The 15,898-nt window shown below is 47.9% G+C and carries 18 protein-coding genes; 14 read left to right on the top strand and 4 right to left on the bottom strand.

Features of this window, described 5'->3' with window-relative positions:
* Positions 1 to 5: 5 nt before the first annotated feature.
* Entirely contained in the window at positions 6 to 836 is an 831-nt protein-coding gene (locus CW370_RS12555) for an NAD(P)H-hydrate dehydratase (protein ID WP_024573404.1), read from the top strand.
* 14 nt (positions 837 to 850) lie between these two features.
* On the opposite strand, the gene CW370_RS12550 is transcribed toward CW370_RS12555, so the two are convergent.
* Complete coding sequence (locus tag CW370_RS12550) at positions 851 to 2,224, bottom strand: cytosine permease (protein ID WP_003244111.1); 1,374 nt, start codon at positions 2,222 to 2,224, stop codon at positions 851 to 853.
* A gap of 211 nt (positions 2,225 to 2,435) precedes the next feature.
* Between CW370_RS12550 and sigY the strand changes: the two genes are divergently transcribed.
* From sigY to CW370_RS12520, 6 genes are read left to right on the top strand one after another with little or no spacing between them, the layout of a single operon-like run.
* The gene (sigY, locus tag CW370_RS12545) at positions 2,436 to 2,972 is read left to right on the top strand and encodes an RNA polymerase sigma factor SigY (protein WP_015250905.1); all 537 of its coding nucleotides are present in this window, start codon (positions 2,436 to 2,438) and stop codon (positions 2,970 to 2,972) included.
* Entirely contained in the window at positions 2,965 to 3,285 is a 321-nt protein-coding gene (locus CW370_RS12540; protein ID WP_015714946.1) for a YxlC family protein, read from the top strand. The genes sigY and CW370_RS12540 overlap by 8 nt, the downstream gene beginning before the upstream one ends.
* Positions 3,282 to 3,488 carry a sigma Y negative regulator YxlD gene (gene yxlD / locus CW370_RS12535; protein WP_003227291.1) on the top strand — a complete coding sequence of 69 codons (207 nt, stop codon included), beginning with the start codon at positions 3,282 to 3,284 and terminating at the stop codon, positions 3,486 to 3,488. The genes CW370_RS12540 and yxlD overlap by 4 nt, the downstream gene beginning before the upstream one ends.
* On the top strand, positions 3,485 to 3,673 hold the full coding sequence (gene yxlE / locus CW370_RS12530; RefSeq protein WP_003227293.1) for a sigma Y negative regulator YxlE: 189 nt from the start codon (positions 3,485 to 3,487) through the stop codon (positions 3,671 to 3,673). The genes yxlD and yxlE overlap by 4 nt, the downstream gene beginning before the upstream one ends.
* 6 nt (positions 3,674 to 3,679) lie before the next feature.
* Positions 3,680 to 4,567, top strand: a complete 888-nt coding sequence (locus CW370_RS12525) for an ABC transporter ATP-binding protein (RefSeq protein ID WP_024573403.1) — start codon at positions 3,680 to 3,682, stop codon at positions 4,565 to 4,567.
* Positions 4,564 to 5,340 carry an ABC transporter permease gene (locus CW370_RS12520; RefSeq protein WP_024573402.1) on the top strand — a complete coding sequence of 259 codons (777 nt, stop codon included), beginning with the start codon at positions 4,564 to 4,566 and terminating at the stop codon, positions 5,338 to 5,340. Before CW370_RS12525 ends, CW370_RS12520 begins: the two co-directional genes overlap by 4 nt.
* Here CW370_RS12520 and CW370_RS12515 read toward each other — a convergent pair.
* Both CW370_RS12515 and katX read right to left on the bottom strand, forming a co-directional pair.
* The gene (locus tag CW370_RS12515; RefSeq protein ID WP_029946213.1) at positions 5,337 to 6,536 is read right to left on the bottom strand and encodes an MFS transporter; all 1,200 of its coding nucleotides are present in this window, start codon (positions 6,534 to 6,536) and stop codon (positions 5,337 to 5,339) included. The genes CW370_RS12520 and CW370_RS12515 overlap by 4 nt on opposite strands.
* 103 nt (positions 6,537 to 6,639) lie before the next feature.
* Positions 6,640 to 8,283 carry a catalase KatX gene (gene katX, locus CW370_RS12510; protein ID WP_003243042.1) on the bottom strand — a complete coding sequence of 548 codons (1,644 nt, stop codon included), beginning with the start codon at positions 8,281 to 8,283 and terminating at the stop codon, positions 6,640 to 6,642.
* A 128-nt stretch (positions 8,284 to 8,411) separates the two neighbouring features.
* On the opposite strand from katX, the gene CW370_RS12505 reads away from it, so the two are divergent.
* The 7 genes from CW370_RS12505 to licH all read left to right on the top strand — a co-directional run bounded on the left by CW370_RS12505 (position 8,412) and on the right by licH (position 14,757).
* Positions 8,412 to 9,002: a DNA-3-methyladenine glycosylase gene (locus tag CW370_RS12505; RefSeq protein WP_014478382.1), complete on the top strand. Its 591-nt coding sequence runs from the start codon at positions 8,412 to 8,414 to the stop codon at positions 9,000 to 9,002.
* 27 nt (positions 9,003 to 9,029) lie between these two features.
* The gene (locus CW370_RS12500) at positions 9,030 to 9,188 is read left to right on the top strand and encodes a hypothetical protein (RefSeq protein WP_009968374.1); all 159 of its coding nucleotides are present in this window, start codon (positions 9,030 to 9,032) and stop codon (positions 9,186 to 9,188) included.
* Between the two features lie 162 nt (positions 9,189 to 9,350).
* Positions 9,351 to 11,270 carry a transcriptional regulator LicR gene (licR, locus tag CW370_RS12495; protein WP_024572800.1) on the top strand — a complete coding sequence of 640 codons (1,920 nt, stop codon included), beginning with the start codon at positions 9,351 to 9,353 and terminating at the stop codon, positions 11,268 to 11,270.
* A gap of 128 nt (positions 11,271 to 11,398) precedes the next feature.
* Positions 11,399 to 11,707 carry a PTS lichenan transporter subunit IIB gene (gene licB, locus CW370_RS12490; protein ID WP_003218755.1) on the top strand — a complete coding sequence of 103 codons (309 nt, stop codon included), beginning with the start codon at positions 11,399 to 11,401 and terminating at the stop codon, positions 11,705 to 11,707.
* Between the two features lie 15 nt (positions 11,708 to 11,722).
* Positions 11,723 to 13,081, top strand: a complete 1,359-nt coding sequence (gene licC / locus CW370_RS12485) for a PTS lichenan transporter subunit IIC (protein ID WP_029946214.1) — start codon at positions 11,723 to 11,725, stop codon at positions 13,079 to 13,081.
* An 18-nt stretch (positions 13,082 to 13,099) separates the two neighbouring features.
* The gene (gene licA / locus CW370_RS12480; RefSeq protein ID WP_003227313.1) at positions 13,100 to 13,432 is read left to right on the top strand and encodes a PTS lichenan transporter subunit IIA; all 333 of its coding nucleotides are present in this window, start codon (positions 13,100 to 13,102) and stop codon (positions 13,430 to 13,432) included.
* The gene (gene licH, locus CW370_RS12475) at positions 13,429 to 14,757 is read left to right on the top strand and encodes a 6-phospho-beta-glucosidase LicH (protein ID WP_003244285.1); all 1,329 of its coding nucleotides are present in this window, start codon (positions 13,429 to 13,431) and stop codon (positions 14,755 to 14,757) included. Before licA ends, licH begins: the two co-directional genes overlap by 4 nt.
* A 33-nt stretch (positions 14,758 to 14,790) precedes the next feature.
* Here the strand turns inward: licH and CW370_RS12470 are convergent, their stop codons facing one another.
* A complete protein-coding gene (locus CW370_RS12470) occupies positions 14,791 to 15,882 on the bottom strand; it encodes a branched-chain amino acid aminotransferase (RefSeq protein WP_003244231.1) in 1,092 nt (363 codons plus the stop codon).
* Positions 15,883 to 15,898: the final 16 nt, after the last annotated feature.

Here is a 15,898-nt window from a genome sequence, read left to right as displayed (position 1 = left end):
TAGAGATGAATGTTCCATATTGGACGGAAGAGCATGTAAGGGCCACGCTTCCTGAAAGAGATGCGGAGAGCCATAAAGGCACGTACGGTACGGCTTTGCTGCTGGCTGGAAGTGACGACATGCCGGGGGCAGCGCTGCTTGCAGGGCTTGGGGCCATGCGGAGCGGTCTCGGCAAGCTTGTCATCGGTACATCAGAAAGCGTAATCCCGCTAATTGTTCCTGTTTTGCCCGAGGCGACCTATTGGCGTGACGGCTGGAAAAAGGCGGCGGATGCTCAGCTTGAAGAGACGTACCGGGCCATTGCCATCGGACCGGGCCTTCCGCAAACGGAAAGCGTACAGCAGGCAGTCGATCATGTGCTTGCGGCTGATTGTCCTGTTATTTTGGATGCCGGAGCGCTGGCGAAGCGCACATATCCGAAACGGGAGGCCCCCGTCATCCTCACGCCGCACCCGGGCGAGTTTTTCCGAATGACAGGGGTGCCCGTGAACGAATTGCAGAAAAAAAGAGCGGAATATGCAAAGGAATGGGCGGCTCAGCTGCAGACTGTCATTGTGTTAAAAGGAAACCAAACCGTCATCGCGTTTCCTGATGGAGACTGCTGGCTCAATCCAACCGGAAACGGGGCGCTCGCCAAGGGCGGAACCGGTGACACGCTGACGGGCATGATATTGGGGATGCTCTGCTGCCATGAAGATCCAAAGCACGCCATATTAAACGCGGTCTATTTGCATGGTGCGTGCGCCGAGCTCTGGACGGACGAGCACTCCGCTCATACGTTGCTCGCTCATGAGCTATCTGACATCCTGCCCCGCGTGTGGAAACGATTTGAATGATAAAAAAGCTGTCTTCAGAGAGAAGACAGCTTTTCTTGATACCCCGCCCGTTTTTTCAGACGCGGTTTCATTAATACATAGTAAAGCACAGAAGGCACGGCCAAGCCGATAATCCATGCGATGTCTCCGCCGCCAAACATTTTGGCAAGCGGTCCGATGTAAAAGCTTGTGTTGATAAACGGAATTTCCAGCAAGATAGACAGAACGAACGCAATTGTGGTGATCCAATTGACCTTTCCATAAGGCCCGTTTACGTCGAACATGGCTTTGACTTGATACTTTCCGTGGCGAACGAAGTAGTAATCGACTAAATTGATTGCCGTCCACGGAATTAAGAAATAACTGATGAAAAAGATAAAATTCAAAAACAGCTCCATAAAATTGCTCTGTCCCAGTAGGCTTAAGACTGTGCCGACAAGCGTGACACCCAGGATCATGATGATTCTGACTTTGGGCGTGACTTTTAATTTCAGAAACGGCTCCAGCGTTGTTGTCGTGGACATGAAGGCCCCATACAGGTTAAAAACATTGATTGCCATTTGCCCAAATAACACAATGATCAGCATAATAAACGAGAAGGGACCGAACAATTGGACAATCTGGCTGCCTGAGTTTGCCGTAAAGTCAGGAAGTGAGGTTGTCAGCAATGCGCCGAGCAGCATCATCCAGATGGAGCTGACAGATGTACCTGCATAGCTGTACCAAAATGTTTTTGAAGCCGGTGTTTTAACTGGCAGATATCTTGAATAATCGGCAACATACGGCGCGTAGGCAAGCTGCCACGTCGCAACTGCGCTGACTGCCACCAAGAAAATTGGCAGATCAATCGCTCCGGGAATCCAGCTGCCTGCCGGAATCGGCAATTGAAAAATGAGAATCGTTGCAGCAAAAAATACAGCAAAAGAGGTCCAAGAAAGGATTTTTTGCATTTTGTGAATCAAATCATGGCCGAAAATGGTGAGTAAAAAACATACGGCGCTTAAGCCTATAATGCTCCATGATCCCGGGATGGGGACAAAGCTGCTTAAGGTTCCGGCCGCCAGAATCGTGCTGCTTGCGAAGAAACCAAGGTAGATAAACATGACTAAGAAGAGGGGAAGAATCGCTCCGATTACGCCGAATTGGGCACGGCTTTGAATCATTTGCGGGATGCCTAGCTGAGGGCCTTGCGCGGAATGAGACGCCATAAATATGGCACCGATTAAGGTTCCGCAAATAATAGCGGCAACACTCCAAAACAGATTAAGTCCCATTGCAACGGGAATCGTGCCGGTCACTAACGTGGTGATATGCATATTAGCCCCGAACCATACGGGAAATAAATCTTTCGCTTTACCATGTCTTTCTTCATTCGGAATATATTCAATCGTTCGCCTTTCTACTTTCAATGCATCGTCCTCCATATTGGATGTTTTTTTGAAATCGACATAAAGTCATAGCTTAACAGACTATAAGGGGGTTTACAAATAAGGATATGCAGCCAAACGGCCGGGAAGCCTGATCTGTCAATGGCTGAAAAGAATTGTAAAAAAGATGAACGCTTTTGAATCCGGTGTCGTCTCATAAGGCAGAAAAACAAAAAAGGGGGGATCACGGTCATTGGATACACATGAAGAACAGCGGCTGATCCAGCAGGCGAAAGAGGGAAACGACGAGGCGTTTACAGCCCTTTTCCACTATCACTATTCTTTCTTATATAAATACTTGTTAAAGCTTTCCCTTCACCCCGATCTCAGCGAGGAACTTGTTCAGGAAACCTTTCTGAAAGGGTACATCCATTTAAGAAGCTTTCAGGGCCGTTCAAAATTCTCCACATGGCTGATCTCCATTGCATCGCGGCTCTATCTCGATCACCAGAAAAAGAGAAAGAGAGAATGGAAACGGAATCAGACAGTTACGGAGGAAACAATCCGCAAGATCAAGTGGGACGTGTCGGCGAAAGGGGCAGAGTGGAGCGAAACGCTCGATCTGTTTTCAAAGCTGGACCCTAAACTGCGCACACCGGTTTTATTAAGGCATTACTACGGCTATACCTACGCTGAAATCGGGGTGATGCTTCAAATCAAAGAAGGCACTGTAAAGTCCAGAGTTCATAAAGGGCTCCAGCAAATCAGAAAGGAGTGGGACGATGAATAAAGAAAAGCTTTCTGATCATTTAAAGTCAGAATGGAAAAAAATTGATCAAACAGCCAATCCCTCTATACCGAATCAAAAAGAACTGCTTCACCAGCTGTCACAAATGAAAGCTGAATACAGAAAAAAACTTCTTCAAGAGATCATTTTATTTGTATTCTGCGCGCTGATGGTTGTGAGTGCTGCAATCTTAGCTTTCACTCAAGTTCCTGCTGTGTTTATTGTGCTTCAGGTTTGTGTGCTTGCGGTGCTGCCGATTTTGATTGCGGCTGAGAAAAAAAGGCATCTCGGCGAATGCGAGGTGAAACGCGGATGACACAAACAGAAATTATCATAACGGTTGCGGCTTGTCTCATCGTATTGGCGCAGGGAATCTTTTTATTTATTGATGCGAAAAAACGTAATCGCATGGCATGGGTTTGGGGGATTGTCGGATTGATTCAAGCACCGATGCCTCTGATTTGTTATTACTTTTTTGTCATTAGGCCGGATCGGAAGAAAAGGGGGATCAAGCAATGAATATTTCTTGGGAAATGATTTTGCCGCTGATTGTATTACAGCTGGCTTTGGCGGTGTTTGCCCTTATCAGCTGTATAAAAGAAGAGCGGACAAACGGGCCAAAGTGGATGTGGGCTGCAATCATCGTATGTATCAATATTATCGGGCCGATTTTATTTTTCACCGTCGGCAGAAAGCAAAGGTAAGCCGATATGCTGTCTATTGAATCATTATGCAAATCGTACAGGCATCATGAAGCTGTAAAGAATATCAGTTTTCACGTGAATGAAAACGAGTGTGTCGCGCTATTAGGTCCCAATGGAGCTGGCAAAACCACGACTCTGCAAATGCTGGCCGGACTGCTTTCGCCAACCTCCGGAAACATTAAGCTGTTAGGAGAAAAAAAGCCGGATCGGCGTTTGATTGGGTACCTCCCGCAGTATCCAGCTTTTTATTCCTGGATGACCGCAAATGAATTTTTGACATTTGCGGGGAGACTGTCCGGCCTTTCGAAGAGAAAATGCCAAGAGGAAATCGGCGAGATGCTAGAATTTGTGGGTTTGCACGAAGCGGCGCACAAAAAGATCGGGGGCTATTCAGGAGGCATGAAACAAAGACTCGGTCTGGCACAGGCACTGCTCCATAAACCGAAGTTTTTGATATTGGATGAACCGGTGTCTGCTCTTGATCCGACAGGGCGGTTCGAGGTGCTGGACATGATGCGGGAGCTGAAAAAGCATATGGCCGTTCTGTTTTCTACACATGTTTTGCACGATGCAGAGCAGGTGTGTGATCAAGTGGTGATTATGAAAAACGGTGAAATTTCATGGAAAGGTGAGTTACAGGAGCTGAAACAACAGCAGCAAACGAACGTTTTTACCCTTTCAGTGAAAGAGAAGCTGGAAGGTTGGCTTGAAGAGAAGCCTTACGTCTCAGCTATTGTCTATAAGAATCCGTCCCAAGCGGTTTTCGAGCTGCCTGATATACACGCTGGCCGGTCATTATTAAGTGACTGTATCCGAAAGGGATTGACCGTCACCCGCTTTGAACAGAAAACGGAGTCTCTAGAAGACGTCTATCTAAAGGTGGTGCACGCATGAAGGTGATGACGGCGCTATTGCAGAAGGAGTGGCTGGAAGGATGGAAAAGCGGCAAGCTGATTTGGCTGCCGATTGCGATGATGATCGTCGGGCTGACACAGCCGCTGACCATTTATTATATGCCGGAAATCATCGCACATGGAGGGAACCTTCCTGACGGCATGAAAATCAGTTTTACGATGCCCTCCGGGTCTGAAGTGATGGTCAGCACGCTTTCTCAATTCAACACGCTTGGCATGGCTCTGGTCATCTTTAGCGTGATGGGCAGTGTAGCCAATGAAAGAAATCAAGGGGTAACAGCGCTGATTATGTCACGGCCTGTGACGGCAGCCCATTATATCGTGAGTAAATGGCTCATCCAAAGCGTGATCGGCATTATGTCGTTTGCAGCTGGATACGGGCTTGCTTACTATTACGTCCGGCTGCTGTTTGAGGACGCATCATTCAGCCGCTTTGCCGCAAGCCTTGGCCTTTACGCGCTTTGGGTGATATTTATTGTGACCGCCGGCCTTGCCGGAAGTACGATATTCCGGTCTGTCGGAGCAGCTGCGGCTTGCGGGATCGGGCTCACAGCAGCTGTTTCCTTTGCTGTTTCACTATTTCCAGATGGTGCGAAGTGGCTTCCGGCTGAGATTTGCAAGCAGGCGGAGCATATCCTTCTTCATGGAGAGCGGGCAGGTTTTTTCGGATGGTCACTCACTTTCTCCATTCTGTGCATCATGCTTCTGGCCGTGTTTTCTGTGTGGCGCTTCCGGCGGTATGAAAGCTATTAATTGATCATGTTACGTTTTTGCGCGAGCATCACAAAAAAGGCGGCAAATGCCAGAGACCCGGCTCCATAAAAAACTCCCGCAAGCCCGACAAGCTGTGCGATTTTTCCGGCAAGAAGGGGCCCGAGGAAGATGCCTAGCGCATAAAATGATTGATAAAACCCCATCACTGACATTTTTAAACGGGCAGAACTGATTTCGACGACATGGCTTAGCAGCAGAGGAAAAACGAAGCCGAGCGCCAGTCCGATACAGGCGTGTGTGATGCAAACCGTGAACAATGCAGCTGAAAAAGGAACATATAGCAAACAGACCCCGGTGACAGCGAAACTAATGAGCATCACGGAGTAAGCGATACGGCTTGTAAAGCGCAGAAACACAAAGCTTAATGTGGCGGCTGCGTGTGGGAGGAAAAAGGCGCTCATCACCCAAAGCAGCTCCGCGTCGCCCATTCCGAGCTGATTCATGTAAAGCGGCGTAAAACCAAACACTGTCATAAATAATACGGCATGGGCCGTCATAGACAGGATGGTGAAAAGCTTCAGCTTTGGCAGCCGCAATGTATCTTTGATGTACTGATTGACACGAATGTCACGGTTTGCGGGAGGAGCAGACGGATCCTTAATAAAGCAGCAGATCACCAGACCTGCGGCAGAAGCTGCCAGCGCCATCCAAAAAGGAACCTGCCTCCCTAAATGGGCTGCGGCGAGCCCGCAGAACACAATGCTGGCAAACTGAGGCATGACGGTAAAAAACTGCATGATGCCCATTGCTTTTGATGCATTGCCATTGTTGAAATAATGTGCGTATAAAATGGTCGCCATCACCCACATAGAAGCAGTGATTCCCGCGAACAGCCGGGCGGCCAGCACGAAGAAGAAAGAATCAAACATCAGAAAAAGCAGGCTGCTGAGGACAGAAAAGCCGAACCCGGCAATTAACAATTGCTTGCGCAAGGAAAACAGGATGTCTGACAAAAGGCCGAGCGGGAATCGCAGAAGGATTTGCGTGACCCCGTAGCTGCCGAGAATGATGCCGATTGCGCCATATGAAAAGTGCAGATCCTCCAAATACAGGCTGAATACAGGAACGTAAATATAGCCTGAAAACCAGAAACAAAATACCATGCATAAAAAAACGGCGTGATCTAAGGCGCCGATTGTTTTTTTATGAGGAATCAAGTCCTGCTGTAATTCCATCGTATCTCTCCACCCCTTTCCTTCCAGTACAACACAATTGTTGAAAGCGTTTCAATAGAAAAATAAAAAAACAGGGCTTCAAAAAAAGCCCTGTTCGCTGTTTTTAATACGGATCTGACGGATGGCTCTCCTGTTCAGCCTGCTTTGCAGCCTGTTCCGTTTCAGTTGTGCCGATCGGCCCGTTGCTGTTGTTTTCGGAAACCTTTTTTAGCCCTTCTGCTACGCGTTTTCCGTAGTCAGGATCAGCTTTTGTGAAATTCTCAATCATTTGATCCTGAATTTCTTTTCGGCACGTAGAAAGCGTATTCACCAAATTCGTAATCAGTTCGTTCCGCTCAAATTCAGTAAATCTCCGGTACGTTTCTCCAGCCTGTCCGAAGTTGTTTGTTCTGTCAATCGCTTCACGCTTTACATCGCCTTCGACATGCGGCGTATGGTCTTTTCCGTCCTGCTTCGCTTCCTTCAGCCCGCCCATAATGGATGGCTCATAGTTGACGTGCGGGTTTTGTCCTTCTGCTCTATCGACCCGATATTGCATTTGCCCGCCTTCCTGGTTGGTGGCGACATGCTTTTTCGGCGAGTTGATCGGAAGCTGCAGGTAATTTGCGCCTACACGGTAGCGCTGCGTATCAGAATAAGCAAACGTACGCCCCTGGAGCAATTTGTCGTCTGAAAAATCAAGCCCGTCGACAAGCACTCCCGTTCCAAATGAAGCTTGCTCCACTTCCGCATGGTAGTTTTCCGGATTTTTGTTCAGAACCAATTTGCCGATCGGTTTCCATGGGAAATCGTCTTTATACCACAGTTTTGTCGGATCAAGAGGATCAAAGTCCAGTTCAGGATGCTCATCATCACTCATGATTTGAGCATACACTTCCCACTCTGGATAATCGCCATTTTCAATCGCGTCATATAAATCCTGTGTGGCATGGTTAAAGTTTTTCCCTTGAATCTCTTCTGCTTCCTTCTGTGTCAGGTTGCGGATGCCCTGCTTCGGTTCAAAATGGTATTTCACGAGAACGGCCTTGCCCTCCTCATTCACCCATTTATAGGCATGTACGCCTGAGCCCTGCATTTGCCGGTAGTTGGCCGGAATGCCCCAAGGCGAAAACAAGAAGGTGATCATGTGTGTCGCTTCAGGAGATTGAGAAATGAAATCGAAAATACGTTCACCATCCTGGATGTTGGTCACTGGATCAGGCTGAAATGCGTGTACAAGATCCGGAAATTTCAGCGGGTCGCGGATAAAAAAGATTTTCAGGTTGTTTCCGACCAAATCCCAGTTTCCGTCTTCTGTATATAGCTTTACAGCAAAACCGCGCGGGTCCCTCAATGTTTCAGGCGAGTGTTTTCCATGATTCACAGTTGAAAAACGGACAAATGCCGGTGTTTTCTTGCCTTTTTCCTGAAAGAGCTTGGCCCTTGTGTATGTTGAAATCGGTTCGTCTCCGAAGCTTCCGTACGCTTCAAAATATCCATGTGCACCTGCTCCCCTGGCATGAACAACCCGCTCTGGGATGCGTTCCCGGTCGAAGTGGCTGATCTTTTCGAGAAAATCATAGTTCTCAAGTGTTGTAGGCCCTCTATTCCCGACGGTTCTCACATTCTGGTTGTCAGTAACAGGATGCCCCTGCCTATTAGTTAAGGTATCCTCTGACTCGTTTTTCCCGGATGTCTTATGAGAAAACGCTTCCTCGCTCCCTTGGGCATTTGATTGGTGCTGCTTGTTTTGATGATCATCTTTCAATGGTTGGCCCTCCTTTTTTGAACGGTAACAATATTCCCTGAATGGAAAGATTTTAAAACAGCCGTTTTTTTTGATCTGCTTCGGGAATGGTACAATGTACAAAAATCGGTAAAAGGAGAGGTCGATTCGTGACGAGAGAAAAAAATCCGCTGCCCATCACGTTTTATCAAAAAACCGCTCTTGAGCTTGCCCCATCGCTTCTGGGCTGCCTTCTTGTAAAAGAAACAGACGAAGGCACAGCGTCAGGCTTTATTGTGGAAACAGAGGCCTATATGGGTGCTGGAGACAGAGCGGCCCACAGCTTTAACAACCGCCGGACGAAGCGGACTGAGATCATGTTTGCAGAAGCTGGGCGGGTATATACATATGTGATGCACACCCATACATTGCTGAATGTCGTTGCCGCGGAAGAGGATGTTCCGCAAGCGGTATTAATCAGGGCGATTGAGCCGCATGAAGGCCAGCTGTTAATGGAGGAGAGAAGGCCGGGCAGGAGTCCGAGGGAATGGACAAACGGACCCGGAAAGCTGACGAAAGCGCTTGGCGTCACGATGAATGACTACGGACGCTGGATCACGGAACAGCCGCTTTACATCGAAAGCGGGTACACACCGGAAGCAATTTCAACCGGCCCGCGCATCGGCATTGACAACAGCGGGGAGGCACGCGATTATCCATGGCGTTTCTGGGTGACGGGAAACAGGTACGTGTCGCGTTAAATGTTTAAGGAAGAGGCAATCAGGGGAATGGTTGAGAAAAAAGAAGGGAGAATCGGAGCTTTGAAAAAGATGATCAAAACCGTTATCAAATGGGCGCCGGTCATTTACCCGATTGTTCGAAAAATCATGAAGGACCGCAAGGCGTCTAAACAAAAGAATATGTCCGCATCTAGAACAGCCGGCTGACCCCGGCTGTTTTTTTATAGGCCAGTTTTCCCTCTAGTCCTCCGGATGCTCATTGACTTGCCATTCTCTCCATTATAGAATTTATATACATTTCGTATCCCTTCATCATCCTTTCTGCCTATTCACTGAATCCCTGCATCTACTAGATAGGAGGTTTTTCTCATGCTTCATGGGCGACTTCGTGATATTCTGCGCTTGCTGATGGCGGCTGAAGCCCCGGTGACAAGTTCGTTTTTTGCCGCGCAATTAAACGTAACGACGCGGACAGTCCGCAATGATATAAAGGAACTGCAAGGTGTGCTAAGCGGTCACGGTGCCTTTGTACAATCTGTAAGAGGCTCCGGCTACAAGCTCCGCATTGATGACGAGCAAGTATTCAGAACACTGCTGCAAGATGTATTTCAGCAAAAAAAGGGCCTGCCGGTATTGCCGGAGGAGAGAATGGCCTATCTTATGAAACGTCTGCTGCTGGCGGACCATTATCTCAAGCTCGATGAACTTGCTGAAGAACTATTTATCTCAAAATCTACACTCCAAACGGATTTAAAGGAAGTAAAGAAACGTCTGCTGCCTTACCGCATCGTCATGGAAACACGTCCGAATTACGGCTTCAAGCTGCGCGGGGACGAGGTGCAGATGAGGTACTGCATGGCGGAGTACATTGTTGATGAAAGAGAAACGGAGATAGATGTTTTAAATGAAAAGGCTGATATTTTGCCAAAAGAAGAAATTGAGATCATCCGTTCCGCCATCTTGAAAAAAATGAAAAACGACCGCATCCCTCTGTCCAACATGGGACTGAATAACCTCATTATCCATATCGCTATCGCCTGTAAACGGATCAGAACGGAAAACTATGTATCTCTTTTCCCGAAAGATATGGATCATATCCTGCATCAAAAGGAGTACCAGGCTGCAGAAGCCATCGTAAAAGAGCTGGAATCAGCGCTTGCCGTTACGTTTCCGAAAGACGAGACGGCCTACATCACCATGCATCTCCTTGGCACAAAACGAATGACACATTGCGGAGAGGACACATTTTCAATAGAAGAAGAAACCGATCAGCTGACACTTGCCATGATCAAAGCTGTTGATCGTGAACTGAAGCTTGGCATCCTGCATGACAAAGAGCTGAAAATCGGCTTGGCCCTGCATATGAAGCCGGCGATCAGCCGCAACCGATACGGCATGAATCTTCGAAATCCGATGCTGGCAGCGATCAAGGAACATTATCCACTCGCTTTTGAAGCCGGGATCATTGCCGGAATCGTGATAAAGGAACAAACGGGTATTGAGATTCATGAAAACGAAATTGGATATTTGGCTCTCCACTTTGGCGCCGCGATTGAACGAAAAAAAACAGAAAGTCCGCCAAAACGCTGTATCATTGTATGCGCATCGGGTGCCGGAAGCGCCCAGCTTCTGCGCGAAAAACTGCGTTCCCATTTCGGCAAGCGGCTCGATATTCTTGGAACGGCTGAGTATTATAGTCTTGATCAAATGTCCTACGAATCAATTGATTTTGTCATCAGCACCATTCCGATTAAAAAAGAGCTCCCTGTACCAGTACGGAAGGTTAACACCATCTTAGGCGGAATAGACTTTACAAAAATAGAATCTATTCTGAGTGATGAAAAGGAAAAAGCCAATCGCTACCTAAAAAAAGAACTCGTTTTTTTTCAGGAGGATCTGCGCTCAAAAGAAGAAGTGATTCAATTTTTAGGGCAGAAAGCGGTCGAATGCGGCTTTGCCGATGAAGAAATCATAGATTCCATTTTTGAAAGAGAAGACATGTCGCCAACGTGTTTTGGCAATCTAGTTGCCATCCCGCACCCGCTTGTTCCGCAGACGAAAACAACGTTTTGGGCTGTTTGTACGCTCAAAAAACCGATCGATTGGGAGAGTCAGCGAGTTCAATTTGTCTGTCTGCTTTGTGTCGAAAAGGAGAACAAAGCGGATTTGCAAAGCATGTATAAACTGCTTGGCAGCATTTTGGATGACCCGGCGGCGGTGAACCAGCTGGTCAAATGCCGTTCGTATCAAGAGCTTTCGGATGTGTTTGACCAAAAAATGCTGAGCTGACAGCCTGTATATACCTTTTTTCCGTTGCCTGCGGAAAAACCCTGAGTGTTTATGAAAGCGATTTCATAATATGATGATAGCAACAGCAGGACATTACAAAATTGATCAAACTCTAGGGGGTCTTTTACATGAATATATTACTCGTTTGTGCAGCAGGCATGTCTACTAGCTTACTGGTGAGCAAGATGGAAAAAAGTGCGCAGGAACAGGGAAAAGACTATACCATTTGGGCAGTTTCAGGCGATTCTGTACAAAATCATATCGATAAAGCGGATGTATTGCTTCTCGGTCCGCAAGTCCGTTACATGCTTCCGCAGCTCAAAAAATTAGGAGAGTCAAAGGGGGTTCCGGTAGACGTCATTAATACCGTCCATTATGGCACGTGCAACGGGGCGGAAGTGCTGAAATCAGCTGAACAGCTTGGACATGTGTCATAGAGAGGGGCGGGCTATGTGAATAAAGTCAATCAGATCTTAGAAGAAAAGGTCATGCCTATAGCGGGAAGAATTGCGGGACAGCGTCATTTGCAGGCGCTGCGTGATGGTATCATCCTCACGATGCCCCTGATTATCATCGGTTCCTTTTTCCTCATCATTGGCAACCTCCCGATCCCGGGATACGCTGAGTTTATGGCAAAAACGTTTGGCAGCTCCTGGTCTGAAAAACTGGCCTACCCAGTCGACGCGACCTTTGAAATTATGGGTCTTGTCGCCGCGTTCGGCATCGCCTACCGGCTCGCCGAGAAATACGGCGTTGATGCCTTGTCGGCCGGAGCCATTTCCCTTGCGGCATTTTTATTAGCAACACCTTATCAAGTGCCGTTTATGCCGGATGGCGCGACGAAAGAAATCATGGTTGGCGGCGGGATTCCGCTTTCGCTCATGGGAAGCAAAGGCCTGTTTGTCGCCATGATTATCGCAATGGTGTCCACAGAGATTTACCGCCTCATTATCCAGCGCAATTTAGTCTTCAAAATGCCGGACGGTGTTCCGCCGGCGGTAAGCAAGTCATTTGTCGCGTTAATCCCCGGCTTTGCCGTCATCTTCCTGATTTGGGCAGCCCGGCTGATTGTTGAAGCGACACCGTTTGAAAGCCTTCATAATATTGTAAGCGTTTTATTGGGGACTCCGCTTTCCATTCTGGGAGGAAGCCTTGGAGGAAGCCTTGTCGCCGAAGCCGTCAAAATGCTTTTATGGGCCTGCGGCCTTCACGGTGCAAACATTGTCGGCGGCGTCATGGCACCGATTTGGTACGGCGCAATGGATGCCAACCGGATCGCATTCCAAGCCGGTGAGGAGCTTCCTAAGATTTTCACCCAGCAATTTTTCGATATCTGGGTCAATATCGGCGGAAGCGGCGCCACATTGGCACTGGTTGTCACGATGTTCCTGCGCGCCCGAAGCAAACAAATGAAGCAGCTCGGGAAGCTTGCGGTCGGCCCGGCCATCTTCAATATTAACGAACCGATTATATTCGGAATGCCGATCGTCATGAACCCAATGCTCTTACTTCCGTTTATCATCACACCGCTTGTCACAGTGACACTTACGTACATCGGAATGAGCACCGGCCTTGTCGCAAAACCGGCGGGTATCGCAGTGCCGTGGACCATGCCGCCGATCTTTTCAGGCTACTTGGCGACAGGAGGAAAAGTCTCAGGCGCGGTCATGCAAGCCATTAATATTGTCGTATCCTTTGTTGTCTACTATCCATTCTTCAGAATGTGGGATAAGCAGAAGCTGAAAGAAGAAAACGATCTGGAGCTGGTCAAAACGCCTGCAGCATCAGATGACAAAGAAGCGGCTCTGTAGAGAAAGGAAGTGAATCGCGTGAATGAGGAAATGGAACAAATCATTTTTCAAATCATCCTTCACGGAGGAAACGGTAGAAGCTCCGCAATGGAGGCCATTGCCGCTGCGAAAAGCGGCGACGCAGAAGAAGCGCGGAAAAAGCTTCAAGACGCTGCTGAAGAATTGTCAAAAGCCCATCATTATCAGACAGAGCTGATCCAAAATGAAGCGGGCGGAGAAAAGACGGAAATGACGCTTCTGATGGTTCATGCACAGGATCATTTAATGAATGCAATGACAGTGAAGGATATGGCTGCAGAGATCATTGAGTTATATGAAAAAATCACCGAGCAAAGGGGAGCAAGCATATGACAAAAGGATTGAAGATTGTAACGATTGGCGGAGGTTCAAGCTATACGCCCGAGCTAGTGGAGGGGTTCATTAAACGGTATGATGAGCTGCCTGTCCGTGAATTATGGCTTGTCGATATCCCCGAGGGCGAAGAAAAGCTGAATATTGTCGGCACACTCGCCAAACGGATGGTTGAAAAAGCTGGCGTCCCGATTGACATTCATCTTACGCTCGATCGGAGAAAAGCGCTGAAAGACGCAGACTTTGTCACGACTCAATTCCGCGTCGGACTTTTGCAGGCAAGAGCAAAGGATGAGCGAATTCCGCTAAAATACGGTGTAATAGGCCAGGAAACAAACGGCCCGGGAGGCCTGTTTAAAGGATTGCGCACAATTCCGGTCATCCTTGAGATCGCAAAGGACATAGAAGAGCTTTGCCCGAACGCTTGGCTTGTTAACTTCACAAACCCTGCCGGCATGGTAACAGAAGCCTTGCTTCGCTACTCCAACCTGAAGAAAGTCGTCGGTCTCTGTAATGTTCCAATCGGCATCAAAATGGGCGTAGCCAAAGCGCTTGATGTAGATGTAGACCGCGTAGAAGTCCAATTCGCCGGACTGAACCATATGGTATTCGGGCTGGATGTTTTCTTGGACGGCGTAAGTGTGAAGGAGCAAGTCATCGAGGCGATGGGCGACCCGAAAAACGCGATGACGATGAAAAATATCTCAGGCGCCGAATGGGAACCGGATTTCTTAAAAGCGCTCAATGTCATCCCTTGCGGCTATCACCGTTACTATTTCAAAACAAAAGAGATGCTGGAGCACGAACTTGAAGCATCACAAACGGAGGGCACCCGCGCTGAAGTCGTACAGAAGGTCGAAAAAGAGCTGTTCGAGCTTTATAAAGATCCAAACCTTGCGATCAAACCGCCGCAGCTGGAAAAACGGGGCGGAGCTTACTACAGTGATGCAGCATGTAACTTAATCAGCTCCATTTATAATGATAAACATGACATTCAGCCGGTGAACACGATCAATAATGGTGCAATAGCGAGCATTCCAGACGATTCCGCAGTTGAAGTGAACTGTGTGATGACGAAAACCGGCCCTAAGCCAATTGCTGTCGGCGACTTGCCGGTGTCTGTCCGCGGCCTCGTCCAGCAAATCAAATCCTTTGAACGTGTCGCGGCAGAAGCGGCAGTTACAGGTGACTATCAAACTGCACTCCTTGCCATGACGATTAACCCGCTTGTCCCGTCCGATACTGTGGCCAAACAGATTTTAGACGAAATGCTGGAGGCGCACAAAGCGTATCTGCCGCAGTTTTTCAACAAAATTGAAGCGTAAAAAAAGCCGGCCTGTAATGGGCCGGCTTTTTTCTTATTTGCTTTCAGTCAGCGCTGCGACTTCGGTCGTCCATCCGAATTCGTCTGCGACAGCGCCTTTTTGAATGCCTGTAATCGTGTCATATAGTTTTTTTGCGATTTCCCCTGTTTCACCGTTGTTGATCGAAAGTGTTTCATCCTGCCAAATCAGCTCGCCGACTGGGGAAATAACAGCTGCTGTACCAGTTCCGAAGGCTTCTTCCAGGATGCCGTCTTTATGGGCTTGGATGACCTCATCGATCGCAATTTTTCGTTCTGAAACTTGAAGGCCCCAATGCTTAAGCAAGGCGATGACTGAATTGCGCGTAATGCCTTCCAGGATGCTTCCGTTCAGCATCGGCGTTACGATTTCACCGTTGATTTTGAAGAAGATGTTCATGCTTCCGACTTCTTCGATGTATTTCTTCTCAATGCCGTCCAGCCAAAGCACTTGGGAAAATCCTTTCTCTTCGGCGACCTGCTGCGCTTTTAAGCTTGAAGCATAGTTCCCTGCGGTTTTGGCATTTCCTGTTCCGCCTTTTACCGCACGGACAAATTCACTTTCAACAGCGATTTTGACCGGCTTAATGCCTTCTTTGTAATAAGAGCCGACCGGAGAAAGAATGATCAAGAGCTTATACGTATGAGATGCCGCAACACCAAGGAAAGGCTCGGTTGCGATGATGAACGGACGGATGTAAAGGGACGTGCCCTCCGCATTTGGAATCCAGTCTTTATCAATTGCGACAAGCTGCTTTAAGCCTTCAAGAACCTGTTCTTCATCAATTTGCGGGATGCAGAGGCGGTCGTTTGATTGATTCAGGCGTTCCATATTTTTTTCCGGTCTGAAAAGCAGAACATGGTCATCCTCTGACACGTAAGCCTTTAACCCTTCAAACACGGTTTGGCCGTAGTGATAGACCATTGCAGCCGGATCCATTGATAAGGGTTGATAAGGAATGATTCTTGGATCGTACCAACCTTTATCTGCCGCATAGTCCATTACAAACATGTGGTCTGTAAACACTCTTCCGAACGAAAGCTGATTTGGGTCTGGTTTCGGTTTTTTTGTTGATGTCAATTCAACGCGAATCGTTTGTTTAGTCATGGTCAATCTCCCTGCT

Source organism: Bacillus sp. SN32 (assembly GCF_002837495.1).
GTDB classification, from domain to species: Bacteria; Bacillota; Bacilli; order Bacillales; family Bacillaceae; genus Bacillus; species Bacillus subtilis.
This window is presented reverse-complemented; position numbering and strand designations above follow the sequence as displayed.

Excerpts from the sequence above, each read along its gene's own strand:
- CW370_RS12555 (WP_024573404.1), top strand. The coding sequence starts at position 6 with ATGAATGTTCCATATTGGACGGAAGAGCATGTAAGGGCCACGCTTCCT.
- CW370_RS12540 (WP_015714946.1), top strand. The coding sequence starts at position 2,965 with ATGAATAAAGAAAAGCTTTCTGATCATTTAAAGTCAGAATGGAAAAAA.
- yxlD (WP_003227291.1), top strand. The coding sequence starts at position 3,282 with ATGACACAAACAGAAATTATCATAACGGTTGCGGCTTGTCTCATCGTA.
- yxlE (WP_003227293.1), top strand. The coding sequence starts at position 3,485 with ATGAATATTTCTTGGGAAATGATTTTGCCGCTGATTGTATTACAGCTG.
- CW370_RS12525 (WP_024573403.1), top strand. The coding sequence starts at position 3,680 with ATGCTGTCTATTGAATCATTATGCAAATCGTACAGGCATCATGAAGCT.
- CW370_RS12520 (WP_024573402.1), top strand. The coding sequence starts at position 4,564 with ATGAAGGTGATGACGGCGCTATTGCAGAAGGAGTGGCTGGAAGGATGG.
- CW370_RS12515 (WP_029946213.1), bottom strand. The coding sequence starts at position 6,536 with ATGGAATTACAGCAGGACTTGATTCCTCATAAAAAAACAATCGGCGCC.
- CW370_RS12500 (WP_009968374.1), top strand. The coding sequence starts at position 9,030 with ATGGTTGAGAAAAAAGAAGGGAGAATCGGAGCTTTGAAAAAGATGATC.
- licR (WP_024572800.1), top strand. The coding sequence starts at position 9,351 with ATGCTTCATGGGCGACTTCGTGATATTCTGCGCTTGCTGATGGCGGCT.
- licB (WP_003218755.1), top strand. The coding sequence starts at position 11,399 with ATGAATATATTACTCGTTTGTGCAGCAGGCATGTCTACTAGCTTACTG.
- licH (WP_003244285.1), top strand. The coding sequence starts at position 13,429 with ATGACAAAAGGATTGAAGATTGTAACGATTGGCGGAGGTTCAAGCTAT.
- CW370_RS12470 (WP_003244231.1), bottom strand. The coding sequence starts at position 15,882 with ATGACTAAACAAACGATTCGCGTTGAATTGACATCAACAAAAAAACCG.